Source organism: Ectobacillus panaciterrae DSM 19096, from assembly GCF_000430785.1.
Lineage (GTDB): Bacteria > Bacillota > Bacilli > Bacillales > Bacillaceae_G > Ectobacillus > Ectobacillus panaciterrae.
The window spans coordinates 85,140-108,976 of sequence record NZ_AUMR01000014.1; the positions used below are offsets into that span (position 1 = coordinate 85,140).

The following is a 23,837-nucleotide window of genomic DNA, read 5'->3' on the forward strand; positions in this document are numbered from 1 at the left end:
ATTTTTTAATAGAGCTCACAAAAAAATTTCGGGGTGGGAATCGAACCCACTAGAACCAGTCTATCTTGCTGGTGGCGCACCATTTGCCTTCCCCATCGGTCAATTTGAGATAATTAAATACGATACAAATTGATCATGGTTTCATTCATTTATATTCGTATGATACTTCATCTTGTTAAAAAAGGAAACTAGTTTTTTGTTATTTTTCTGTAAATAATTTTTCCGTCTATCATGGTTAAAACCGGCTTTGCCAGGTAGTGAAATGGATGGTGCGTCCAGAGCACAAGATCGGCATCTTTTCCTCTCTCTAAGCTGCCGATTCGACCTGCAAGCTTCAGGTTTTTTGCAGGATTTATCGTTATGCCTTCGAGTGCTGTTTGTTCATCCAAACCTTCTCGGACAGCGATTGCAGCACACACATTTAAATATTGAATAGGTGTATATGGATGATCGGTTGTAATAGAAACTTCTACACCATGGTGTACTAGAGTTTCATATGTTTTCCACGTCTTGTTCTTCAGTTCTATCTTTGATTTTCGGGTTAACGTCGGTCCGACGCATACCTTCAGGTTTCGTCCCGTCAATTCCTCTGCGATAAGATGCCCTTCCGTACAATGCTCAATTCGCAAATCAAGATGAAATTCTTCGGCAAAGCGCACCGCTGAAAGAATGTCATCAGCACGGTGAGCGTGAATGCGTACGGGAATCTCTCTATTCAATGCTTGAATAATAGGCCTCGTTCTAAAGTCTGCTTCGTTTCCGTTCTGTTTTGCTTCATAGAATGCTTCTCGCAGCATTCCCATAATTCCCATGCGCGTAATAGACTCTTTGTTGCCGTGACTATGGATGCGCTTAGGATTTTCACCGAGTGCGATTTTGAGTCCGGCCGGTTCTTGAATCATCATAGCATCAACGCTTTTCCCGGCTGTTTTTATTACACACGTCGTTCCTCCAATTACATTCTGACTTCCCGGCATCACATGTGCGGTTGTAATGCCGCTTTGAACAGCATCTTGAAATGCGATATCTAAAGGATGAATCCCATCCATCGAACGAATGTGGGGAGTCAGTACTTCAGCTGTTTCGTTTGCATCGTTTCCAGCCCAGCCTGTTCCTTCATCGTATAAACCAAGATGCGTATGCACGTCAATGAAGCCGGGAAGAAGATGAAGACCGCGTGCATCAATGACCTGCATATCTTCATTAGGCTCGATAACAGGCAAAATGGCTTGGATTTTTCCGGTGTCTACCAGTAAATCTCCTTGCAGCTTGGAAGCTGTAATTGGATAAATAGTGGCTTGCTTAAATAAAATCTTCATTGTAAACCCCTTAGCTACGTCAAGATAGTTGTTAATGCTTTTTCAAGATTATCATAAGAATGAACGTATCCATTGTGCAGTGCTTTTTCTGGAAGTACCTTTTGTCCTTCTAGAACGAGCGTGCTCATTTCGCCGAGCGCGAGTTTTAATGCAAAGGATGGAGCTGGAATCCAATGCGGCTTGTGCAGCACTTTTGCAATTGTTTTTCCGAATTCTTTCATTCTAACTGGATGAGGTGCAGTAATATTAAGCGGACCTTCGATTTGTTCATTTTCTAAAGCGAATGCAATCATCTTAGAAACGTCATCTATATGCACCCATGAAACCCATTGCTGTCCTGATCCTAACGTACCGCCGGCAAAAAACTGATATGGAAGCGTCATTTTCGGCAAAGCGCCGCCTTCGCCAAGCACAATGCCGAAACGAGTCAGCACGGTACGCATGCCAAGGTCCTTTGCCTTTTTTGCTTCATTCTCCCAACGCATGACTGTTGCTGCCAGAAAGTCCTCGCCATTTCTTGTATCATGTTCTGTGAAAGTATGGGTAAGCGAAGTACCGTAATAACCAATTGCGCTTGCATTAATGAACGTTTTTGGATATTTAGGAAGTGCAGAAAGCTGACGAAGTATACCTTGCGTGGTGAAAACACGGCTTTCAATGATTTGTGTTTTTTTCTTTTCGGTCCAGCGGCCGCTGCTAATGGATTCTCCACCCAAATTAATAAAAGCATCAATGGAAGGAATCGGGAATACAGTTTCATCGGCACTCCATTTTATATATTCAATATTAGGTTGAACGGATGGTTTGCTGCTCCGTGTTAATACATATATAGTATGTCCTTTGCTAGCAAGATGTGTACATAAAGATTGCCCGATAAAACCGGTGCCTCCGGAAATCGCAATTTTCAATGAAGATTCCTCCTTACTATATATATGAAATGAAAAGCAATTTGAGATACGTTACAATAAAAGTGAGGTGAAAAAATATGGCTATCATTACGAAAATTCAAGTGCAAAAGCAATCAAAGGAACGTTATAACGTATATATAGATAAAAGCTTAGGCGAAGAGTACGGTTTTAGTGTAGACGAGTATACGCTGGCTAAGTACGGACTCAGAAAAGGGATGGAAATAGACGAGCTGGAGCTGGCTTCTATTCTGTATGATGAAGAGGTGCGTAAAGCTTATTTGCAGGCTGTTTCCTATTTATCCTACCAAATGCGTACAAGGCAAGAAGTAGAGGACTATTTGCGCAAAAAGGAAGTCGGTTCGGCTATTATAGCTGAAGCGGTTTCCAAGCTCTTGCAAGAGGGCAATATCAATGACAGGGAATATGCATTCGCATATGTCCGTACACAAAGCAATGTAGGGCGAAAAGGGCCTCAAGTTATTCGCCGCGAATTATCCGCAAAAGGCATAGCGGAAGATGTAATCATAAACAGTTTACATGAATATCCATTCGAGAAGCAAATTAGAAATGCTGTGGAATTATGTGAGAAGAAGGGGAAAACGTATAAAAATATATCAGCTGTGCAAATGAAGAAAAAGCTGGAGGAGATGCTCGTACGCAAAGGGTACACATCTTCTGTCATCGCAATAACCCTTCAGGAAGTGAAAATAGAAAACGAATCGGATGAAGAATGGGAAGCAGTTCTGTACCAAGGGCAAAAATATCATGAAAAATATAAAAAGCATGACAACTGGACGTATGCGATGAAGATGAAGCAAAGTCTGTATCGAAAAGGGTTCAGCATGGAGTTGATTGAAAGAGTAATCAATGAGCTTCGCGAGGAAGAATAAGTTTAATTTAACCTTAGCTGTAGTAAACTTATGAAGAAGCAATTATTATAAAAGACAATGTATGGGAGAGAAAAAGATGCGCATTCAAAGACGATATAGTGACATGACAAAGTTTGAACTTCAAGAAGAAATCCGCATGCTGAAGGAAAAGGCCGTCAAAGCGGAACAGCTTGGTATGGTAAACGAATATGAAGTGCTTACGCGCAAGATGGCGATGGCAAAAGCATATATGATGGATATCAATGAATTTCAAGTGGGAAAGACATATCATCTTACAGAAGAGCCGGGCGTGAATTTTACCATTACATATTTTAACGGTGTGTTTGCATGGGGCTATCGTGAAGATCATAAGAACGAGGAAATCGGCATTCCAATTTCATTATTGGAAAAACCAGAGAAGCGATAACATCTCTGGTTTTTCTATCGGTCTATTTAGACGTTAATATAGGGCTTACCACTTGTGCGCTTTTGCGTTGCTTTTTAAGATGATGGTTTGTTGTGTTATTTGTGTTTGACCGTTCACTTGCGAGTTTTGATGTTTTGGACGCGCCCATGTAGGATTAAACAATTTAGAGTGTGGATCTAAATTCTCACGGTAGCTCATATGGTCACCTCTCGCTCGATTTTATCGCGTTCTAACCGTCCGTAAAGCAAGAAGGAATAACGGACGCTAAGAACCCGATTGGTTCAACTAACATCAGCGAAGAAAAGCATTTCGCTGATGAAGTTTCACTTTATGCTTTTTCGTGATTAGAAGCACGCATGCGTTCTTGCGGATGTGTGTTAATCGTGCCGTCAGCCCGTTTAGAAGCAAAGCGAGCCTCTGCTTTTGGCTGACCATCAATTTTGCTGTGATTCCGTTTTTCTGTAAATCGTTGGCTATTTGTACCCAAGAGGAAAACCCCCCTCATACGGAATTGATACTGAAGTATCAGTTATAGAATGCGTAAAGGAAGCGGGGAATATGTAATGAACCAGGCCGTAAAATTTGCCATAGGAGTGAAGAATATGAACGATATTTTTGAGAAGTTAACCAATCGGTTGCTTGAAAAAAATGAAAGCCTTTCGTACGCACAAGCCCGTTCGTGGGTAGAGCTGCTTTGGGAGGATACGGAAGCGACATATGCGAAATCAGGACGCTATAACGGAGCAGAAGTAACGGAAAACCTCGTGTCAACTTGGATTGAGCGCCATGGCGGACAGCTTCATTTAATTCAATCTGACAACCCGAAATACAAGCATCTTTTGAACAGAGATGATCATTTGAAACACTAAAGAGCAGCCGTGACGGCCGCTCTTTTTTAGTGCGGAATCAGCTGCAATTTCTTGCGCAGCTTTTCTTCGCTGAAAATCCATCCTGTATAGGAGCTTACGATGTTGAGTTGTTTATCGATTTGTACAATGGCCACGAATGGATAATAATTCTTGCTTCGGTAGCGCAGGTCAATAAAACGAACTTCGTAGTGATCATCGAACTCAAACAAATCCCAGCGATATACTGGTGAAAACGAAAGAAAGGCAGAAATGTTCTCATCCTTCAAAGCTGTTTGAATTACAGGATTTTCCGGAAGCGGAATGCGTTCAAACTTGTCGTGTGTCATGATACTCCCGCGATGAAAGCGCGCTACATAAAAATATTTATCGGTGACGATGGCGAGGTGATAATGGTAAAAACGATAGGTCGGTGAAATAACCACCTGCTCTACATTATCAAAACGCTTTCGTACGATGCTCTCAATGTTTCGTCTCATCGCAATGCGCCCCATATAATAAATGACCGTTAAAATATAAGCGGAAAGAGCCGTAAAGCCTTTATTAGCGCCGATTGCAATTACAGCGACAGCCAAGCTGTGAATCAAGAAGATAACTACATCAAAGGTGTTGATAACGCCCAGGGCAACCCATTTCTTCGTAAAGGGACGAAGAGCTTGTGTACCGTAAGCGTTAAAAATATCAACGAATACATGGAGAAAGACAGCGATAAAGGACCAAAGCAGGATATGAAGATAAGGCGAAGTTGGAAAAATTAAAAATGCGAGTCCGCTCACCAATAACGTCCAAAGAATAACAGCAGGAATGGAATGGGTAATGCCGCGGTGATTTCGTATATACTTTGCGTTGTTGCGCAGCTTCAAGACTGTATCGATGTCTGGGATATTAGACCCGATAATAGAGGTAAGCATAACTGCTTGCGATCCTATATCACTTTGGGCGATTACCGGATCAAGCGTAGCCATTCCGCCAAGCGTAATGCCCATTACTAAATGAGTGGCCGTATCCATAACAAAACCTCCTCAAACGCACTTTTTTATAATGTAACGTGTTTTCTTTCGTGCAGGCAAGGCTTTTGCCTGCAATTTCCTATGGCAAAACATTTAGGTATTTCAACGATTTTCTTTATAATAGTAATTATATGCAAAAACGTATCTTTTCATAGGAGGTAGCATTTGAAAACGCATCTTGAAACATTAAAAGGATTTGACACAATGCAATTTCAGAACGATTTAATTGACTGGTTTGAGCGCGAGCAGCGCGATTTGCCTTGGCGCATCAATAAAGATCCATATCGTGTATGGGTATCGGAGATTATGCTGCAGCAAACGCGGGTAGAAGCGGTAAAGCCATACTATAAAAATTTCATGGAAAAGTTTCCAGCACTTGAAGACTTGGCAAACGCAAATGAAGATGAAGTGCTCAAGGCGTGGGAAGGACTCGGTTATTATTCCCGTGTCCGCAATTTGCATGCCGCTGTGAAAGAAGTGAAGGAAAATTACGGGAGCAAGGTACCGGATACACCGGAAGAAATTGGAAAATTAAAAGGAGTTGGCCCGTATACAAAAGGAGCAATCCTAAGCATTGCTTATGGTATACCGGAGCCGGCTGTAGACGGAAATGTAATGCGTGTTATGTCCCGTATCTTATCTATTTGGGACGATATTGCGAAGCCGAAAACACGAAAGCTGTTTGAAGATATCATTCGCGAAGTCATTTCACACGAAAATCCATCCTATTTTAATCAAGGACTAATGGAATTAGGGGCGTTAATTTGTATTCCGAAAAATCCGGCTTGCCTTCTTTGTCCAGTGCGTCAGCATTGCCGTGCCTTTCATGAGAGTGTCCAAAAGGAGCTGCCTGTGAAAAGTAAAGCGAAAGATCCGAAGATTGTCCCGATTGCAGCAGGCGTATTTCGTACAAAAGACGGCAAGTACCTTGTCAATAAGCGTCCGAGTACAGGTCTCTTGGCGAACATGTGGGAGTTTCCGAACGTGGAAGTACAAGAGGGCGTCAGCAGTCATAAGCAGCAGCTGGCTTATTATTTGAAGGAACAGTTCGGTATTTCCATTAGGGTAGGAGAATATGCGGCCGCTGTCCAGCATGGCTTCACACATCGCACATGGGACATTTTCGTATTTTACGGAACGATTGAAGAGGATATAGCAGAGACGGATACATTAAAGCTTCTTTCGAAAGAAGAATTTGAACAGTATACGTTTTCTCGTTCGCATAAAAAGATTTTTGAAGAGTGTGTGCTGCAGTCCAGTCTATTGTAATAGGCTGGATTTTTTGTAATGATAAGTGTACTATGTCAATCACTTTCCTTCGTTTGAAACCCATGATGTTCCTAATATACGAGCTCCAAAAGAATAAACCTGCATTTAAACAAAGGGGAGGATATCTTAAAGGTCTTGACCGGTACTATACTTGGGAGGCGCACTATTGTATAAAAAATTTTATTCAATCAATGACGAAAGGGAACGCTCTGTGCGCCCCCTTTTTTACAGAATAAGAAAGTATAAAGTTCTGGGAGTATGTCCAGCTCCATCGGCTAGGCGCTGCCACCAGAGAACCTCCCCCACACAAAGGCAAAAAGCGCCTTTGAGGGGTGAGAACCTCTGGTTCTGCGCCTGAACGAGCCGATTCCGCTTTTCTTAATCGTATGTAATTCTTGTTCCGTGCGTCCAATCTGCTTCGCCGCGCTGCATGCCGCCTCTTTCTTCCACTTCCTTGATGATCTCCTTATAAATAGTTTGCCCTTCTGCATTCAAATAAGGCATCATTTGCTGAAGCGAATGATGGAAGTATGCCAATTCGTCCTTGTTCCATTGATTTTTTGGCAGCATGGAAAGTTCAGCCATGTCACGTCCTACATACATGCGATAGCCCCCTCTTCACCGAGTTCCACATTAGTTTGAGTGGAAGGGTTATTTTATATTCTAATTTTGATACTATTTTTTAATTTTTTGTCGGCATATTCAAAAAGAGGATTGGTTACATTATCTTTTGTGGAGGTGATAATGATGAACAACAAACAACAAGCAAACAAAACAGCTAGCGGAACAAGCATCCAACACGTAAAACAACAAAACGCTAGCTACGGTGCTGAGTTCTCTACAGAAACTGACGCACAAAGCGTAAACCAGGCTAATGCTAAAGCTGAAGCTAAAAAAGCGCAAGCTTCTGGCAATTTCCAAAGTCAAAACCCTCAACAATAATGAATGAAAGCACTCCCCTTAATCTGGGGAGTGTTTTTTTGCGAATAAAATCCAACCCCGCTGGCATAGGATGTAAGGTTGCTTCTAGGGGGTGTTCCTTTTGAAGCTGAACGAGCCGGCGTCGCTTTTGGTGGTGTCCAGCTCCATCGGCTAGGCGCTGCCACCAGAGAACCTCCGCCACACAAAGGCAAAAAGCGCCTTTGAGGGGTGAGAACCTCTGGTTCTGCACCTGAACGAGCCGGCGTCGCTTTTCTAGAAAAACGACAGAACTTCCGATAGGTCTACAAATGTAGTCAAAGGGGAATGTTGGTAGAGTGCGAATTATTTGTCTATGACAAAATGTTTTGAAAAAGGGGAGAGGCACATGTCAGAATTCGATCGGCTTGTAGGGACGCAATTGAAGACAATGGATCAACTTTTGGATTTACAGACGAAGCTTGAGCGATATCAAATGATGCAGCGCAGTTTGAAAGATGGAGCGGAGCATCAAGAGATACAGGAGCGCATTCAACAAACGCAGCAGGAGCTGAGAGGCGTGCAAGAGATGTTTGAACAGCAAACGAAGCAAATCATCGATTCGTTTCAGAAGGAAAAGTTCATACATAATTGAAGAGTCACTCAAACTGAGTTGGCTCTTTAGTTTTAAAATCGCTCTATAACCGTTATAATATAGAATAAGACTATTAAAGGAGTAGCGTCCAGAACGAAAGAAGGGAGAAACATGAGCTTTCCCAAAGAAGGAGAAAAGATACAAATACATAGTTATAAACATAACGGCTTCATTCATAGAATTTGGGAGGAAACGACCGTCTTGAAGGGGACGCAAAGCTTAGTAATCGGAGCGAACGATCGAACTCTTGTGACAGAGTCGGACGGCAGAACGTGGATTACGAGAGAGCCTGCCATTTGTTATTTTCATGGCAGCCAATGGTTCAATATTATCGGAATGCTGAGACAAGATGGCATTTACTATTACTGCAATGTAAGTTCTCCGTTTGCTTATGATGAAGAAGCTCTGAAGTATATTGATTATGATTTGGATATTAAAGTGTATCCGGATATGACATACGTTCTTCTAGATGAGGACGAGTATGACAAGCATCGGAAGCTTATGAATTATCCTGACGTTATCGATACGATTCTAAAGCGCAACGTGGAGTGCTTAAAAGAATGGATTCACCAGCGTAAAGGTCCCTTTGCTCCGGATTTTATCGACATATGGTACGAACGCTATCTTATGTATAAAGACTAGGAAAACCTGCTGATGCATATTCAGCAGGTTTTCTTAGTACCATCTATATATAACTGAATAAAAAAATCGTCTTTTTATAGTGGGGCGAGAGCATCCGGCGACGTGCAGAAGCGGTCAAACCCTTGTAGTGGCCCATGCAAGGGTAAACCAGAGAGAGGAAGTAAGTGCCAATGCCGTTTTGTTCGAAATAGCAAATGAAAACGTCGAAATTATAAATCATTTATATATATATTTGATAGTGGGGCGAGAGCATCCGGCGACGCGCGGAAGCGGTTAAACCTTTGGTTCATGCAAGGGTAAACCAGAGAGAAGAAGCATACACATGGAAATGTCGAAATTATAATTCACTCATATATAGGAAGAGGGGGAAAGTAAATTGAACAGTATAAAAAGATATTTGCAATTTGTAAAGCCCTATAAATGGCAAATCACTGTTACGATTGTTATTGGGTTTATTAAGTTTGGCATTCCTTTAATTTTACCGCTTCTTTTGAAATATCTCATTGATGACGTCATTCACAGCAGTGATTCACTGCAAGACAAAACGAAACATCTGTTTACTGCGATGGGAATCGCTTTGTTCATATTTGCAGTTTTGCGCCCTCCCATTGAATACTACCGTCAATATTACGCGCAGCGCATTGCCAATACCGTCTTATATGATTTACGCAAACATATTTTTTCACATTTACAGAAGCTGAGCTTGCGTTATTATTCCAATACAAAAACAGGAGAAGTTATTTCGCGTGTAATTAATGACGTGGAGCAAACGAAGGATTTTGTCATTACCGGACTGATGAATGTATGGCTGGACACGGCGACAATCTTAATTGCGATCGCTGTGATGTTTTCTATGAGCGCAAAGCTTACATTTGTTGCGCTGCTTGTTCTTCCTGTTTATGCAGTGGCGGTCAAGTATTTTTTCACTCGTTTGCGCCAGCTGACCAGAGCGCGTTCCCAAGCGCTTGCGTCTATGCAGGGATACTTGCACGAGCGCATTCAAGGCATTCAAGTTACAAGAAGCTTTGCGTTGGAGAAATATGAGGAGGAGCAATTTGCCGGGAAAAATGGTGAATTTTTGAATAAGGCACTCAATCATACAAACTGGACAGCTAAAACATTTTCATCTGTAAATACGTTAACAGATTTAGGTCCTCTCGTTGTTATTGGTTTTACAGCATATCTTGTGCTTCACGGACAGCTGACTTTAGGAACGATGGTTGCGTTTGTCGGTTATATGGACAGTTTGTATAATCCGTTACGCCGTCTTGTTAACTCTTCTACAACGCTTACACAATCATTTGCATCCATGGATCGCGTATTTGATCTGCTGGATGAATCGTATGAAATTGTAGATCGCCCCAATGCGGTAGTACGAAAAGATTTATATGGAAAAATTTCATTTCAAGATGTTTCATTTCGGTATAATAAGAAGGATGCGGATGTATTGAAGCATGTTTCGCTTCATATTGAGCCTGGGGAAAAGGTAGCGCTTGTGGGACTTAGCGGCGGCGGAAAATCGTCTCTTGTCGGATTGATTCCACGCTTTTACGATGTAACAGAAGGTAAGATTACAATTGATGATGTAGACGTGCGCGATTATCAAATCCGGAATTTGCGCAGTCATATCGGCATTGTACTGCAGGATAATATTTTATTCAGCGATACAATTATGTCTAATATTTTATACGGCAGACCGGACGCTTCTGAAGAAGAAGTAATAGAAGCAGCAAAAGCGGCGCATGCTCATGACTTTATCGTTGGTCTCCCGGACGGCTACGATACGGTAGTAGGGGAGAGGGGAGTAAAGCTTTCGGGCGGACAGCGTCAGCGCATTGCTATTGCACGCGTGTTTTTAAAAAATCCCTCTTTGTTAATTTTAGACGAAGCGACATCTGCACTTGATTTAGAAAATGAAAAATATATTCAAGAAGCCTTGCAGACATTAGCGAGTGACCGAACAACGCTCATTATCGCGCATCGCCTTTCTACCATTACACATGTAGATAAGATTGTGTATGTACAAGACGGAGAAATTAAAGAAATGGGTACGCACGGAGAATTGATGGAGAAACAAGGTTATTATTATGATTTATATCACATTCAAAACCTGGAGTATGTAAAACAATAACCCTCTGCATAGCAGAGGGTTATTATTCATCTTCGCGCTGTTCTGTAATGTGAAGTTCATCTTCAGGTTTATGATACGTATAGAAGCTGCCAATCAATTTGTCTAAGTGCTCAGCCTGCTCACCATAATCAATGATGGCAGAAATGAGCGGAAACAAGTGCAGCCATGTTTTATATTCATCTTCGTGCTCCGGGTTATGATGACTCATAAAGGAGCGGAGCAGTTTATTTCTCCCCGTACATACAGCATCCAGCATTTCTAACGGCTGATGCGTTTTTGTTTTTCCGATAAATTTTAAAAGCACTTGCTCGTGGTAGTTTACCAAGCAGTCCAGTTCATTTTGAATAAGTTCCCGCACTTGGTCCGGCATATGCAGCAGCTCATTTTCCAGCCGGTGCAAATACTTCAATGTCTCCAGCGCACGATTTGTCGTCGTAAGCATTTGCCGAAACAGGACAAGCTTGCGGGATTGTGCGTATCGAGCCTTTTTCGTATAGCTTCGCTCTTCTTTATACAAAAGATAAAAATGATTCATTCTTATCATTTTTTCTTTCATGCGGTCAATGTCTGATTTTAAAGTAACAAAATCAGAAGCTTGACGAATATTCATTCGAATCCACTTCAAAATTTCCTCTGTGTTGTCTGTAATTTTATGATATAGCTTCGTTTCATATTTTGGCGGCATAAACACAAGGTTTACAATGGACGCGGAAAGAACTCCGACCATAACCGTAACAAATCGCAGCAGAGCAAAGTTGAAGAAGTTTGGGCCTTGGTACTCCATGATGGCGATAACCGTTACAATCGCGACGGAAATTGTATTTTCCAACCGCAGCTGCCGCGTCAAGATAATCACTAAAACAGCCGTTAAACCGATAATAAATGGATTATTTCCGAAGATTAAAACGAAAACAATTGCACCAATTGCACCAATTACATTTGCTTGCAGCTGCTCCAATACGGTTAAATAAGAGCGATAAACAGAAGGCTGAATTGCAAAGACAGCAGAGATTCCAGCAAATACTGGAGACGGCAGTCCGAGCAGTGTAGAAGCATACAGAGCCAGTGTAATGGCAATACCCGTTTTTAAAATCCGAGCACCTAGTTTCATACCTGATAAAAATTCCTTTCTTTATCTCATAATCGATGCACAGTATGTTACTATACATGGATTAGTTTCTGTTAGCAAGAGATTTTTTAAAGGAGATAGAATGAAAAACCTGCTGAATTTTCAGCAGGTTTTTTGTTTGTTCATTAGCTTACTATGAGGCTAAAAAAAGGTCAAATGATATGAATCATTCTGTAGAAACGGATGGATCTGCCTGCTCTTTTGCCGGAATGACTTCAAGGAAGCTGTTCTTTACATCATCAAGCAGGGAAGAAATAATACTTACTTCTTCATATTGTTCATGGTCTGTTAAAATCCGGATATAATCAAGAAGCAATTCCGTTACGTCTGCCATGCCTTTTTGGCTGAGCTGCTTCACTGTAACGTTTGCGCCTTTGGCGATGCGGCGGTGGAGTGCTTCTTCGGTTAAGCCCATTTCCGGCTGATGACGAAGGTATACGACTCCTCCTGTCATGCCCGCGCAAATCCATGGACCAGGGTCTCCTAATACAAGACCGCGTCCGTTTGTCATATATTCAAATGCAAAACCTTTAATGTTAGCGTGTACGCTAAGGTTGCCATATTCCTTTGCAGGAATCGGCTGCGTCAACCGTCCGCCGATTATCATGTCCGCTCCGGATAGACGAATTCCTGCACGGGCATCTGCATTGCCTTGCACGTATAGAGAGCCTTTTTGCGCGCCGTAGCCAAAGCCTTTTCCGACAGAACCGTTATAGAAGCGGCTGTCTTTTCCTTTTGCTTTCATGATATAGATGCCGCCGCCAAGCGATGTTTTACCGATGCCGTCTTGTGCGCCGCCGCTTACGTGAATAAAGATGTTGTCACTGTTGTATGCTCCTAAGCCGTTTCCTGGGATACCGTCTTTATATTTTAATGTAATCGGCTCTAAATTCCCGCCTGCAAGCTTTGTGCGCACGCGATAGCAGGATTCCAATCCGCCCATAACGCGCTGGTCAACGCCAACTGCTACAAGCTCTTTTGATTCAACAGTAAAGCTTCCTTCCGCTTGCTGGTCTGATGTTTGGGCTACGACTGTGAATGGCGTTTCCGTTTCCATGACCTCTAACATATGCGATAAATCTAAGAGATCTAATCCGCGAGCCTGCACTAATAAGTCAGATCGCCCTACAATTTCTTGTAAGTTTGCATAGCCAAGCTGTCCTGTTAATCTCTTCAATTCCATGCCGAATGTTGTAAACAAGTTCAGCAATCCTTGCACGGCTCTGTCAAACTCACGAGGAACAAAGCGGCGCAGACCATGTTCTTTCGCTTGCGCTTCGGATTCAATTTGCGTTGCAATTCCTACATGGCATGTATCCAAATGGCAGCCGCGGCAAGTTGTACACCCGATGGCAACCATGGACAGTGTGCCGAAGCCGATTCGGTTTGCACCGAGCAGCATAATTTTCAGCGCATCTGCTACGCTGCGAATGCCGCCGTCTGCCCAAATTTCCACCCCTTGACGCATGCCCGCTTCAATTAAAGCGTTGTGAGCTGCTTTTACCCCGATTTCAACAGGTAATCCTACATGATGCAGTGCGTGAATTCTCGCAGCACCTGTACCGCCGTCAAAGCCGCTGATATTAATGAAATCCGCACCTGCTTTTGCGATACCAACTGCGATTGTTCCGATGTTCGGCACGACAGGAACTTTAACAGCAACCTTAGCTTGGTTGTTAGCCGTTTTAATTTCCGTAATCATTTGTGCCAAGTCTTCAATCGAGTAAATATCATGATTGTTAGAAGGAGAAATCAAGTCAGATCCGATTGTCGCATTGCGTGCTTCTGCGATTTTCGCTGTTACTTTAGAGCCCGGCAAGTGACCGCCTTCTCCCGGCTTTGCGCCTTGCCCGATTTTGATTTCAATCAGGTTGGAGGAATTCAAAAGTTCGGCTGTTACGCCAAATCGTCCGGATGCTACTTGCTGTCCGCGTGTTTTTGGATACTTGCCGATCATATCTTTAATTTCTCCGCCTTCACCATTCAGGCTGATCATATTCAGACGGTCTGCTGCTTCTGCATAAGCGCGGAAGGCTACTTCATTTTGAGAACCGAATGACATGGAACTGATGATGAACGGCAAATCATGATTGCCTGCCTGAATGCTTACTTTTTCAGTTGCGACCGGTTCTTCTGCCGCTTTGAAGTCAGATAAGTGCCGGATTGCAATAGGTGTTTTTTGTTCAAGCTCTCCCAGCTTTTCTCGGTAATCATCATACGCGTTGCCCTTTGCCACATCGCCGATGGCTTTCCAAATGCGCGGGAAGATATGGAACGTTTTGCGCATTCTCGCTCCTTCTTTTGTGAAATCTTCAGCACGCTTCAAAGCATCCTGCTTCATATTTTCAAAGTTGAATGCCAATGTATCGGAACCAAGGAAGTTTACGATATTAAGCGTGTCTGCCACTTCTTTATGCAAGCCGATGGAAGAGAACAGTCGGCTGTATCCGCGCAGCTCATGAATACCGATTGTAGAAATTACCTTTTCTAATCCTTTATTCAATGCGTTATATAAGTTAACAGACGATTTTATGCTTCCGTCGCTTACAGTGGCGAATGCCAAATATGGGCTTACGGCATCAGCGCCTAATCCATATACCGTTACGAGGTCATGTAAGGAACGGATTGCGCCTGAGCGAAGCAATAAGGAGCATTCACGTCGTAAATGCGCTTTTACAAGTGATTGTTGCAATTTTCCGACAATCAAATGCGGATCAATCCACAAGTTGCCGTCTTGATGTGCATTCCTATCATCCACAATGAGAAGAGATGCGCCTTTACGCACTGCAGTTACAGCTTCATTTGCTAAACGGTCTAACGCGTCTGTTAGCGTTTCTCCCTGTGAGTACGTTATAGATAGCTTATAAAGTGTATCGTGTGCTGCAAACAGATGAACGAGCTCTTCGTAAGTGAGCTGGCCTGTTTGCTCCGCTGCTTTTTGTCCGGCCTCTCCCTCTAATAAAACAGGGGATGGAAGCTCTACAATAAATGGTTTTTCCTGCTTTTCAAATAAAGAAGGACGTTTGCCGATAATTGTGCGGGTAGAGAAGTGCTCTACTTCACGGTCGCGGTCAATTGCAGGGTTTGTTACGACTGCAACACTTTCTTTAATAAAGTCTGCAATGTTGCGTCTGTCCGGATCCAATGCAGCAAGAGGAGCATCGTGTCCGAGAGAGCGAATCGGCTCTGCGCCTTTTTCTGCCATTTGCTCTAACAGCTGAATATTTTCACGGTCCCATCCGAAAGCAACGTATTGCTGATCTTCTACTTTGAAGTCCGGTATCGCTCCATTTATTTGCTCCGGCTTCGGCGGAACAAGATGAGAACGGAAATCTTTCATATTTACCCGCTGGCTGAAGCGTTTATATACTTCCTCTTGGTATGTTTCATACTCATATACAACCATTTCACCCTGTTCATTCCATTTCAGTCCGACCTTCTCTCCAGGAGCCAAGGATTTTGGCTCTGCAGCATATTCACTTGGCGGTACAACACCAGGCTCGGATGAGAAAACAAAGGAAGTTTCCGTTTCCACCTTCCAAAGCGGACGAAGTCCCAGTGCATCTACGCTGAATACTGCCTCGTCCTTATAGCGAGAGATGATGCCTGCGGGACCTTGTGCAAAATGGCCCCATGCTTCGCGCATGTACGTATATAAATCTTGTAAATGTTCTTTATATAATTTAATTTCGTTCACAATCGGAGGGAACAGCAAGTCGACTGCTTCAAACAAACTATAGTTATAGCGGGCAAGAAGAGTGTCGATAGTACGGTTTAAGTCTTGGGAGTCGCTTCCTCCTGCCGTAAGCGGAACCTGCATCATGTCCGCTTGATCGCGAAGCTTTGCAATCGTATTGATTTCACCGTTATGACCTAATACGCTGAACGGCTGCACGCGAAAAAAGTTAGATAATGTATTCGTAGAGTAGCGGTTATGTCCGAGCGTCATGGCAGATGCGATAAGCGGGTTGGTCAAATCTTGATAATAGCTTACAAGCGTATCGCCTGCTCCCATCACTTTATAAACGGCATGATAGGCGCTTAATGATGCAACGTGAACTGCTTCATTTTGCTCCAATACAATTGTTAAGTTGAACAAATCAAGTTCTAAATTCGGTTTCGTTTCGTTCGTTACAAAAGCGGTCTGCCAAAACACAGGCTCTTCTTTTTGGGCAAGCGGACCGAGTGCGTTGGAATTCACTACATGATCCGTCTCAAAAATCAGTTCTAATCCTTCTCTTGCAAAAGCTTCTCTCATTTCTTCGCGAAGTAGAAGAGTGTCTATTTTTTGATCGAGAAAAAAGTGTCCCACAATAAAGTCCGGGCGTTCCGTTAAGGAAGAGTCAATACCGGAGAGCGCAAGTTTTTCTTTCCAAAGTGTTTTTGGAAGGTCGATATGAATACCAATACCGTCGCCTTCGCCGTTAATAAATCCGGCGCGGTGATTCATCTTTACTAATGATTGTATACATAAATCAATATTCTCTTTTGTGGGGATGTGTTTCTTCTCCATAACGGAAACGATACCACAAGCATCGTGCTCCGCATTTCTAAATTCACGAAACATGGCAGGGGTCCATTTGTTTGTCATCGTGTTGGCCATGAGGCCATTCACCTCCATCCAGAATATTTATGAAATAAAACTATTCATAATTGTTAGAAAATTAAAGGCGTATTTTGCCTATTAGGGGGATGAGTAAGAAAGGAAAATCATTGACAGGGGATGCCGGATGATTCCTTCTCATTCTATAATTATGAATAATTATACTATTTAACTTGAATTCATGAAATAGGGTAAGAGAAAAAATAGGGGGCTTGCCTCCTATTTTTTCTCTCGCCATTAAGAATTTACGATGTGCTTCGCTAATTCTCGGAATGCATTTCCAACAGCTTGGATTGTATATTCGATATCTTCCTTCGTATGTTCTGTTGTCAAGAACCAAGCTTCATATTTAGAAGGAGCTAAGTTTACACCTTGTTTCAGCATCAGCTTAAAGAACTTGCCGAACATTTCGCCGTCTGTATTTTGAGCGTCGTCGTAGTTCTCAATCGTTTTCGTTGTAAAGAATACAGTCAATGCGCCTTTTAAGCGGTTAATTGTAATCGGAACGCTATGCTCTTTTGCTTTTGCCAGAATGCCTTCCTCGAGCAATGCCCCAAGCTCATCCAATTGGTCATATACGCCTTCTTGCTTCAATACCTCAAGACAAGCGATGCCTGCTGCCATAGATGCCGGATTTCCTGCCATCGTTCCTGCCTGATATGCAGGACCAAGCGGTGCAACTTGCGCCATAATTTCTTTCTTGCCGCCATATGCTCCGATAGGAAGTCCGCCGCCGATAATTTTGCCTAAGGCAGTTAAGTCAGGAGTTACGCCGAGCAGGTTTTGTGCACCTCCGTACATGAAACGGAATGCGGTAATTACTTCGTCATAAATCACCAAAGCTCCTGCTTTATGTGTTAATTCATTAACCTTTTCCAAAAATCCTTCTTTTGGCGACACAATTCCAAAATTCCCAACAATCGGTTCGACAAGAACTGCAGCTACCTCATGTCCCCATTTGTCTAATGCTGCCGCAAATGTTTCGACATCATTGAAAGGAACCGTAATTACTTCCTTTGCGATGCTTTGCGGTACGCCTGCGGAATCCGGTGTGCCGAGCGTAGAGGGACCGGAACCTGCGGCCACAAGCACTAAATCGGAATGGCCGTGGTAGCAGCCGGCAAACTTCATAATCTTTGTTCTGCCTGTATACGCACGAGCTACACGAATGGTTGTCATAACCGCTTCTGTACCGGAGTTTACGAATCGGACTTTATCCATAGACGGCATTGCTTCTTTTAGCATTTTGGCAAATGTAACCTCAAGAGAAGTCGGTGTTCCGTACAGCACGCCTTTTTCTGCCGCTTCTTGGATGGCTTTTGTCACGTGAGGATGGGCATGGCCTGTAATGATTGGGCCGTACGCCGCCAAATAATCGATGTATTTGTTGCCGTCTACGTCCCAGAAATATGCGCCCTTTGCGCGTTCCATTGCTACAGGAGCGCCTCCTCCAACTGCTTTATAGGAGCGAGACGGACTATTCACGCCTCCGACAATATGCTCTAGCGCTTCACTATGTAATTGCTCTGAGTTAGTAAAATTCACGAGTCTTCCTCTCCTTTAACTTCATTTACTTTATAGGGAGCATGATACATCTTTCTATTGTAACACGATTTTTTTATAAAGTAAGAAAGTATAAAAACTCACGTCTTTCAGTTTTTCTTACATGGACATAAGACATATTATTTGTGATGCGCGGGGCTGTTGGGTAAACTATTCGTTGTTATATAGAAAAGGGGGCGCATCATGGAAAACGTCATCGAGGTAAAGGATCTGCGAAAAGAATTCGTCTCTTACTCCAGCCGTTCTGGATTAAAGGGCGCGTTTCGCGATTTGTTTACCCGTAATTATAAAATCGTTCCGGCTGTCAATGATATTTCCTTTCACGTAAAGCAAGGAGAAATGATTGGTTATATAGGAGAAAATGGGGCAGGTAAATCAACAACAATCAAAATGCTGACTGGGATTTTGACACCTACATCGGGACATATTCTCGTGAACGGTATGAATCCTCATAAGGAGAGAGAAAAGTTCGTACGCACCATCGGCGTAGTATTCGGTCAGCGTTCGCAGCTTTGGTGGGATATTGCGGTTCAAGAGTCATTTCGCTTGCTGAAAAAGGTATATGGTGTATCGGATCAGCAATATAAAGAACACATGGAACACGTCATTGAAACGCTGGATATCGGGCCTCTTTTAGATAAGCCTGTCCGGAAGCTGTCGCTTGGTCAGCGGATGCGGTGCGAACTGGCTGCCGCATTGATTCATAATCCACCGCTGTTATTTTTAGATGAACCGACAATTGGATTAGACGTTCTTGTAAAACTGAAAATCCGTGAGTTTTTGAAAGAAATTAATGAAAAATATAAAACGACCATTCTCCTTACAACACACGATATCTCAGACATTGAGGCATTATGTGACCGCGTCGTGATGCTTGACGAAGGAAAAATTATATACGACGGGTTATTAGAAGAACTCCGTTCGCAATGGGGAGACGAAAAAGAAATCAACTTCCAGTTTTCTTCTCCGGTTTCGCTGCCTCAACTTGCTTCGCTTATGCCGGATAACGGTGTCATATGGTCGCAAGGGAGCGGTCAAAATATATGGACTGCCAAAATTCCAAACGAGGAAATTATCATTTCTACATTAATCGCAAAGGTTGTACAAACATACAAAATTAAAGACATTAAAATTAATGAGGTATCAACAGAAGAAATCATCCGCAATATTTATGAAGAGGGCGTTCGGCATGGATAAATATCTTGAGATGATTCGCATTCGCTTTTTAATGATGCTGGCGTATCGTACGAATTACTACAGCGGAATTTTAATTTATACGATTAATATCGGTGCATATTATTTTTTATGGAACGCAATTTATGGCGGAAAAGAAAGCATTCAAGGCTTGTCTGTAGCACAAATGACAACATATGTAGCGGTCGCATGGATGGCCCGTGCTTTTTATTTCAATAATATCGACCGCGAAATCGCAATGGAAATTCGGGAAGGGCGCGTAGCGGTAGAACTCATTCGTCCCTATAACTACTTAGGAATGAAAGTCATGCAGGGATTAGGGGAAGGGATTTTCCGATTTGTTTTTTTCTCAATTCCGGGCATGTTCATCGTTGCATTATTATTCTCTCTTACAATTACAACGAATGTGCAAACATGGGTGTACTTTTTTATCTCTCTCATATTTAGTTTCATTATTAACACACAAATTAATTTGATTACGGGCATGATGACATTCTTCTTATTTAACAATGACGGACTTATGTATGCAAAGCGCGTAATGATTGATTTATTTTCAGGACTCCTATTGCCGATCAGCTTTTATCCTCTTTGGGCGCAAACGGTCATGAAGTTCTTTCCGTTTCAAGCTATCAGTTATATCCCGAGTATGATTTTCTCTGAGGGCATTAAAGGAGAAGCGGTATGGAATGCTATTATGTTCCAAGTTATTTGGTCTGTCGTTCTTATCCTTCCGATTGCTGTCATGTGGAATATGGCGAAAAAACGATTGATCGTACAGGGAGGATAAGCGTATGTTATATTTTCAACTGTTCTTGCAGTATGCAAGTCAATATATGAAAACAAAGCTGCAATACCGCGGCGATCTTGTTGTCGGGATGTTTTCCGATTTACTTATGCAAGCTGTAAACCTTATTTTTATTCTTGTCGTGTTTGGCCATACGCAAATGCTGAAAGGATGGCTGCGTGAAGAAATCATTTTCATATATGGCTTCTTCCTTGTCCCGTTTGCGATTTTCTCTTCTTTCTTTAATATATGGGATTTTAATGATCGATATATCGTAAAGGGAGAAATGGATCGAATTCTGACGCGTCCCATCCATAGTTTGTTTCAAATTGTGCTTGAGCGCATGGATTTGGAGTCTTTGGTAGGGGGTATTACAGGAATCATCATTATGGCGTACGCAGCGGCAGAACTGCACTTATCCTTCCATTGGTATGATCTCTTTCTGTTTATTATTATGGTGATGGGAGGAGCGCTTGTATATGGTGGTATTTTCGTTTCGCTCGCAAGCATTGGGTTTTGGTCAGATGCGAGAAGCTCTATCATGCCGCTCATGTATAACATTGGGAACTACGGCCGTTATCCAATCAATATATATAATGGTATCATTCGTTTTGTATTAACATGGATTTTGCCGTTTGCGTTTGTAGGGGTATATCCGGCCTCTTACTTTCTGCACCGCAGCGAATGGTACACATATGCTTTTTTAACTCCTGTAATGGGACTGTTATGTTTCTCCATTGCGGTATTTATCTGGAATAAAGGTGTAAAAAAATATAGAGGCGCCGGCAACTGATATAATTTGTCCACCCTGCTCATACATATGAAATGAGGTGGGGGACATGGTATGGTTTGCTTTGTTAACAATAGCTGCAATTGCAGTTTTTAAAAGTGTACGCATTCTTTTAGCATCCGCGCGCATGCCGGGACGTTTTTTTTCATTTCATAACCTGCTTTTGCTGTGCTCCATTTACACGACAGTGCTGATTGCGTTCGGCATCAGCTATCTTATGCTGGAGGAGATGGGACTGCCTGTATTAGAAGAAGACGGGAAAGACTTAAATATACATTCATTTCAAATGATAGAGGTATGTATGTATTTTAGCGCCATTACCCTGCTTTCAGTCGGATACGGAGATATTACACCCGTCGGCATCGGCAGATGGATTGCGATTGTAGAGGCGCTAGTCGGATATACAATGCCTGCAGCTTTCCTTGTGCATACAGTTATAGAAAATGAAAAACGGAATTAGTTTTGCTATAGTTGTGGTAACCGACTATAAAGGAGGAACCTCAATGATTGAAACAGGAAAGAAAGCACCGGATTTTACATTGCCTGCAAGCAACGGGGAGCAGGTAAAATTGTCTGATTTTCATGGGAAAAACGTTGTTTTATATTTTTATCCAAAGGATATGACCCCCGGCTGCACGACACAAGCGTGTGATTTTCGTGATGCATATGATTTGTTCCAAGAACAAAATACAGTGATTCTCGGCGTCAGCCCAGATCCGCTAAGCAAGCATGCAAAGTTTATTGAAAAGCATAGCTTATCATTTTTGTTATTGGCAGACGAACAGCATGAAGCTGCTGGATTATATGAGGTTTGGAAGCTCAAGAAGAATTTCGGGAAAGAATATATGGGAATTGAGCGCTCCACTTTTCTTATTGATAAAGATGGAGCGCTTGTGAAGGAATGGCGTAAAGTGAAAGTAAAGAATCATGCTGAAGAAGTGCTTTCTTTTATAAAAGAAAACATGTAGGAGAAATATTTATGAATGATTTTTTATAGAAACCGGGGCATTCGTCTATACAATTTTCCATATGGGTCATATCCTACAGTATAGGGCATACCTCCTCTAATGATATTTACAGTGCGAGAGATTTCTCGCACTTTTTTCATTTGTTTTCATTTCCAGTCATAAATAGGACAAGGTTTAGCATAAAAAGGAAATAGAATGTGTAATAAAGTTTGGAAAAGATAATGATGTATAGTCAGTTTTATCAAAAGAGTAGGCGAGAAAACCCCTTCCTTAAGGAGTGGGTAATTCAAAGAAAAGCAATAGAGAAACAGGAGAAATATTGACAGAACGAATAAAAACGCTGTACACTGTTTATAAAAATTATAAAATAATAATTCATTTAGAAATGAGGTGCATGGCGTTGGTTAAAGAAGAATTAAAGGAAGCGCTGGAACTTTTAAAAGGTACGGGTGTACGGATTACTCCACAGCGTCATGCCATTTTAGAGTATCTTGTGGCATCAATGGCGCACCCGACCGCTGATGAAATTTACAAAGCGCTTGAAGGCAAATTTCCAAACATGAGTGTTGCAACTGTATATAATAACTTGCGAGTATTTAAAGAAGTGGGGCTCGTTAAGGAATTGACATACGGGGATGCATCCAGCAGATTTGATTACGTTACAAGTCATCACTATCACGTAATTTGTGAAAGCTGCGGAAAGATAGTTGATTTCCCTTATACAGGATTAGAGCAGCTGGAACAAAAGGCTGCTGAAGAAACAGGGTTTATAATTAAAAATCATCGCATGGAACTATACGGCACCTGTCCAGACTGCAGCCGTTCCATGCATAACTAAGGCTGACGTCATGTCAGCCTTTATATTTTTTCTGATTGTATTTTTCATCAAACTCTTTTCCATCTAAATCCGGGTCAAGGGTAATCGGCTGTTTGCAATACATACAAGCATCAACCCGCCCAAGCATTTTTGTTGTTCTTCCGCATTCCGGACAGACAACTTGCACAGTTTTTGTTGAAAGCATACCGATCCAGAAGTATACAACAGTACTTGCGATAATCGCTAAAAAACCTACTATAATGAATAAAGACATGATAAGCGGTGATTTTCGAAAGAATACCCCTAAGTAAGAAATAAATAATCCTCCGAATACAAGCCCCAGTGCGAACGTGCGAATCTTATTTATTTTGCTTGAATATTTAGGTTCCATTCAAATCATCCTCCTCTATTGAATACTATAGCACATGTTGAACAGCGTCATTATATAAAAGATGTGTATGCTCTATTTGAAATGAGCTAAGTTCTTCTTGCGAAAACACGATGTGAAATTTTTTTAGAAAAAGTGTTGACCTTGATTAAGGGGAATGGTATATTAATAAACGTCGCTGATGCACAACAGCATGAAGCGGAAATGAAATAAAGAAAGTTGTTGACATAGAAAAAACAAAATGTTAACATGAAGAAGTCGCTTTAAGCGATGAACAGTTCTTTGAAAACTAAACAAAATGTGAAACGTCAATTTTTATTTTAAAGCTAGACAAACACTTTTATGGAGAGTTTGATCCTGGCTCAGGATGAACGCTGGCGGCGTGCCTAATACATGCAAGTCGAGCGAACCTCTTCGGAGGTTAGCGGCGGACGGGTGAGTAACACGTGGGTAACCTGCCTGTAAGACTGGGATAACTTCGGGAAACCGAAGCTAATACCGGATACTTTTTTGAGTCGCATGACTCGAAATGGAAAGGCGGCTTCGGCTGTCACTTACAGATGGACCTGCGTCGCATTAGCTAGTTGGTGAGGTAATGGCTCACCAAG

23 protein-coding genes, 1 rRNA gene and 1 pseudogene are annotated in these 23,837 nt (G+C 42.2%); 15 read left to right on the plus strand and 10 right to left on the minus strand.

Going from position 1 to position 23,837, the window contains the following annotated elements; translation table 11 throughout:
• Positions 1 to 188: 188 nt before the first annotated feature.
• Both H540_RS0105905 and H540_RS0105910 read right to left on the minus strand, forming a co-directional pair.
• Complete coding sequence (locus H540_RS0105905; RefSeq protein WP_028399848.1) at positions 189 to 1,319, minus strand: amidohydrolase; 1,131 nt, start codon at positions 1,317 to 1,319, stop codon at positions 189 to 191.
• A gap of 14 nt (positions 1,320 to 1,333) precedes the next feature.
• Positions 1,334 to 2,227, minus strand: a complete 894-nt coding sequence (locus H540_RS0105910; RefSeq protein WP_028399849.1) for a TIGR01777 family oxidoreductase — start codon at positions 2,225 to 2,227, stop codon at positions 1,334 to 1,336.
• 77 nt (positions 2,228 to 2,304) lie between these two features.
• On the opposite strand from H540_RS0105910, the gene recX reads away from it, so the two are divergent.
• Entirely contained in the window at positions 2,305 to 3,117 is an 813-nt protein-coding gene (gene recX / locus H540_RS0105915; RefSeq protein WP_028399850.1) for a recombination regulator RecX, read from the plus strand.
• A 76-nt stretch (positions 3,118 to 3,193) separates the two neighbouring features.
• Positions 3,194 to 3,523, plus strand: a complete 330-nt coding sequence (locus H540_RS0105920; protein ID WP_028399851.1) for a YfhH family protein — start codon at positions 3,194 to 3,196, stop codon at positions 3,521 to 3,523.
• A gap of 45 nt (positions 3,524 to 3,568) precedes the next feature.
• Here the strand turns inward: H540_RS0105920 and H540_RS31825 are convergent, their stop codons facing one another.
• Together H540_RS31825 and H540_RS0105930 are read right to left on the minus strand one after the other, a co-directional pair.
• A complete protein-coding gene (locus H540_RS31825; RefSeq protein WP_081415030.1) occupies positions 3,569 to 3,721 on the minus strand; it encodes a YpzG family protein in 153 nt (50 codons plus the stop codon).
• 130 nt (positions 3,722 to 3,851) lie between these two features.
• Positions 3,852 to 4,010, minus strand: coding sequence for a small, acid-soluble spore protein K (locus H540_RS0105930; protein ID WP_028399852.1), 159 nt, complete (start codon positions 4,008 to 4,010; stop codon positions 3,852 to 3,854).
• Positions 4,011 to 4,125: 115 nt separating this feature from the next.
• On the opposite strand from H540_RS0105930, the gene H540_RS0105935 reads away from it, so the two are divergent.
• Positions 4,126 to 4,392: a YfhJ family protein gene (locus H540_RS0105935; protein WP_028399853.1), complete on the plus strand. Its 267-nt coding sequence runs from the start codon at positions 4,126 to 4,128 to the stop codon at positions 4,390 to 4,392.
• A 26-nt stretch (positions 4,393 to 4,418) separates the two neighbouring features.
• On the opposite strand, the gene H540_RS0105940 is transcribed toward H540_RS0105935, so the two are convergent.
• Positions 4,419 to 5,399, minus strand: a complete 981-nt coding sequence (locus tag H540_RS0105940; RefSeq protein ID WP_028399854.1) for a metal-dependent hydrolase — start codon at positions 5,397 to 5,399, stop codon at positions 4,419 to 4,421.
• 204 nt (positions 5,400 to 5,603) lie between these two features.
• Here H540_RS0105940 and mutY point away from each other — a divergent pair, with 204 nt between their 5' ends.
• Positions 5,604 to 6,668, plus strand: a complete 1,065-nt coding sequence (gene mutY, locus H540_RS0105945) for an A/G-specific adenine glycosylase (RefSeq protein ID WP_034670452.1) — start codon at positions 5,604 to 5,606, stop codon at positions 6,666 to 6,668.
• Positions 6,669 to 7,046: 378 nt separating this feature from the next.
• Here the strand turns inward: mutY and H540_RS0105950 are convergent, their stop codons facing one another.
• Entirely contained in the window at positions 7,047 to 7,271 is a 225-nt protein-coding gene (locus H540_RS0105950) for a hypothetical protein (RefSeq protein WP_028399856.1), read from the minus strand.
• A gap of 129 nt (positions 7,272 to 7,400) precedes the next feature.
• On the opposite strand from H540_RS0105950, the pseudogene H540_RS29070 reads away from it, so the two are divergent.
• From H540_RS29070 to H540_RS0105975, 4 genes and pseudogenes are all read left to right on the plus strand, one after another.
• A pseudogene (locus H540_RS29070) lies at positions 7,401 to 7,598 on the plus strand (gamma-type small acid-soluble spore protein); the annotation flags it as partial.
• A 376-nt stretch (positions 7,599 to 7,974) separates the two neighbouring features.
• Complete coding sequence (locus H540_RS0105965) at positions 7,975 to 8,220, plus strand: YgaB family protein (protein WP_028399857.1); 246 nt, start codon at positions 7,975 to 7,977, stop codon at positions 8,218 to 8,220.
• Between the two features lie 111 nt (positions 8,221 to 8,331).
• Positions 8,332 to 8,862, plus strand: coding sequence for a nucleoside tri-diphosphate phosphatase (gene ntdP / locus H540_RS0105970; protein WP_028399858.1), 531 nt, complete (start codon positions 8,332 to 8,334; stop codon positions 8,860 to 8,862).
• Between the two features lie 376 nt (positions 8,863 to 9,238).
• Positions 9,239 to 10,993, plus strand: a complete 1,755-nt coding sequence (locus tag H540_RS0105975) for an ABC transporter ATP-binding protein (RefSeq protein WP_028399859.1) — start codon at positions 9,239 to 9,241, stop codon at positions 10,991 to 10,993.
• A gap of 22 nt (positions 10,994 to 11,015) precedes the next feature.
• On the opposite strand, the gene H540_RS0105980 is transcribed toward H540_RS0105975, so the two are convergent.
• The 3 genes from H540_RS0105980 to H540_RS0105990 form a co-directional block, all read right to left on the minus strand.
• Positions 11,016 to 12,104, minus strand: a complete 1,089-nt coding sequence (locus H540_RS0105980) for an FUSC family protein (protein ID WP_028399860.1) — start codon at positions 12,102 to 12,104, stop codon at positions 11,016 to 11,018.
• A gap of 184 nt (positions 12,105 to 12,288) precedes the next feature.
• On the minus strand, positions 12,289 to 16,713 hold the full coding sequence (locus H540_RS0105985; RefSeq protein ID WP_155890954.1) for a glutamate synthase-related protein: 4,425 nt from the start codon (positions 16,711 to 16,713) through the stop codon (positions 12,289 to 12,291).
• 249 nt (positions 16,714 to 16,962) lie between these two features.
• Complete coding sequence (locus H540_RS0105990; RefSeq protein ID WP_028399862.1) at positions 16,963 to 18,270, minus strand: glutamate-1-semialdehyde 2,1-aminomutase; 1,308 nt, start codon at positions 18,268 to 18,270, stop codon at positions 16,963 to 16,965.
• A 201-nt stretch (positions 18,271 to 18,471) separates the two neighbouring features.
• Here H540_RS0105990 and H540_RS0105995 point away from each other — a divergent pair, with 201 nt between their 5' ends.
• From H540_RS0105995 to perR, 6 genes are all read left to right on the plus strand, one after another.
• Entirely contained in the window at positions 18,472 to 19,485 is a 1,014-nt protein-coding gene (locus H540_RS0105995) for an ABC transporter ATP-binding protein (protein WP_028399863.1), read from the plus strand.
• Positions 19,478 to 20,269, plus strand: coding sequence for an ABC transporter permease (locus H540_RS0106000; protein WP_028399864.1), 792 nt, complete (start codon positions 19,478 to 19,480; stop codon positions 20,267 to 20,269). The genes H540_RS0105995 and H540_RS0106000 overlap by 8 nt, the downstream gene beginning before the upstream one ends.
• Positions 20,270 to 20,273: 4 nt before the next feature.
• Positions 20,274 to 21,059 carry an ABC transporter permease gene (locus H540_RS0106005; protein WP_028399865.1) on the plus strand — a complete coding sequence of 262 codons (786 nt, stop codon included), beginning with the start codon at positions 20,274 to 20,276 and terminating at the stop codon, positions 21,057 to 21,059.
• Between the two features lie 46 nt (positions 21,060 to 21,105).
• Positions 21,106 to 21,516, plus strand: coding sequence for a potassium channel family protein (locus H540_RS0106010; RefSeq protein ID WP_028399866.1), 411 nt, complete (start codon positions 21,106 to 21,108; stop codon positions 21,514 to 21,516).
• Between the two features lie 43 nt (positions 21,517 to 21,559).
• Entirely contained in the window at positions 21,560 to 22,024 is a 465-nt protein-coding gene (bcp, locus tag H540_RS0106015) for a thioredoxin-dependent thiol peroxidase (RefSeq protein WP_028399867.1), read from the plus strand.
• Between the two features lie 394 nt (positions 22,025 to 22,418).
• Positions 22,419 to 22,862: a peroxide-responsive transcriptional repressor PerR gene (gene perR / locus H540_RS0106025; protein WP_028399868.1), complete on the plus strand. Its 444-nt coding sequence runs from the start codon at positions 22,419 to 22,421 to the stop codon at positions 22,860 to 22,862.
• Between the two features lie 13 nt (positions 22,863 to 22,875).
• Here perR and H540_RS0106030 read toward each other — a convergent pair whose 3' ends face one another.
• Positions 22,876 to 23,232: a YgzB family protein gene (locus tag H540_RS0106030; RefSeq protein ID WP_028399869.1), complete on the minus strand. Its 357-nt coding sequence runs from the start codon at positions 23,230 to 23,232 to the stop codon at positions 22,876 to 22,878.
• A gap of 336 nt (positions 23,233 to 23,568) precedes the next feature.
• On the opposite strand from H540_RS0106030, the gene H540_RS0106035 reads away from it, so the two are divergent.
• Positions 23,569 to 23,837 (plus strand): 16S ribosomal RNA (locus tag H540_RS0106035); the annotation flags it as partial.

Bases quoted from the DNA above. Each gene is read 5' to 3' on its own strand.
- H540_RS0105935 (WP_028399853.1), top strand. From the start codon at position 4,126: ATGAACGATATTTTTGAGAAGTTAACCAATCGGTTGCTTGAAAAAAAT.
- recX (WP_028399850.1), top strand. From the start codon at position 2,305: ATGGCTATCATTACGAAAATTCAAGTGCAAAAGCAATCAAAGGAACGT.
- H540_RS0106000 (WP_028399864.1), top strand. From the start codon at position 19,478: ATGGATAAATATCTTGAGATGATTCGCATTCGCTTTTTAATGATGCTG.
- H540_RS0105950 (WP_028399856.1), bottom strand. From the start codon at position 7,271: ATGTATGTAGGACGTGACATGGCTGAACTTTCCATGCTGCCAAAAAAT.
- H540_RS0105905 (WP_028399848.1), bottom strand. From the start codon at position 1,319: ATGAAGATTTTATTTAAGCAAGCCACTATTTATCCAATTACAGCTTCC.
- H540_RS0105940 (WP_028399854.1), bottom strand. From the start codon at position 5,399: ATGGATACGGCCACTCATTTAGTAATGGGCATTACGCTTGGCGGAATG.
- H540_RS0105995 (WP_028399863.1), top strand. From the start codon at position 18,472: ATGGAAAACGTCATCGAGGTAAAGGATCTGCGAAAAGAATTCGTCTCT.
- H540_RS0105920 (WP_028399851.1), top strand. From the start codon at position 3,194: ATGCGCATTCAAAGACGATATAGTGACATGACAAAGTTTGAACTTCAA.
- H540_RS0106010 (WP_028399866.1), top strand. From the start codon at position 21,106: ATGGTATGGTTTGCTTTGTTAACAATAGCTGCAATTGCAGTTTTTAAA.
- H540_RS31825 (WP_081415030.1), bottom strand. From the start codon at position 3,721: ATGAGCTACCGTGAGAATTTAGATCCACACTCTAAATTGTTTAATCCT.
- H540_RS0106005 (WP_028399865.1), top strand. From the start codon at position 20,274: ATGTTATATTTTCAACTGTTCTTGCAGTATGCAAGTCAATATATGAAA.
- H540_RS0105985 (WP_155890954.1), bottom strand. From the start codon at position 16,713: ATGACAAACAAATGGACCCCTGCCATGTTTCGTGAATTTAGAAATGCG.
- perR (WP_028399868.1), top strand. From the start codon at position 22,419: ATGGCGTTGGTTAAAGAAGAATTAAAGGAAGCGCTGGAACTTTTAAAA.
- H540_RS0105980 (WP_028399860.1), bottom strand. From the start codon at position 12,104: ATGAAACTAGGTGCTCGGATTTTAAAAACGGGTATTGCCATTACACTG.
- ntdP (WP_028399858.1), top strand. From the start codon at position 8,332: ATGAGCTTTCCCAAAGAAGGAGAAAAGATACAAATACATAGTTATAAA.
- H540_RS0106030 (WP_028399869.1), bottom strand. From the start codon at position 23,232: ATGGAACCTAAATATTCAAGCAAAATAAATAAGATTCGCACGTTCGCA.
- bcp (WP_028399867.1), top strand. From the start codon at position 21,560: ATGATTGAAACAGGAAAGAAAGCACCGGATTTTACATTGCCTGCAAGC.
- mutY (WP_034670452.1), top strand. From the start codon at position 5,604: ATGCAATTTCAGAACGATTTAATTGACTGGTTTGAGCGCGAGCAGCGC.
- H540_RS0105965 (WP_028399857.1), top strand. From the start codon at position 7,975: ATGTCAGAATTCGATCGGCTTGTAGGGACGCAATTGAAGACAATGGAT.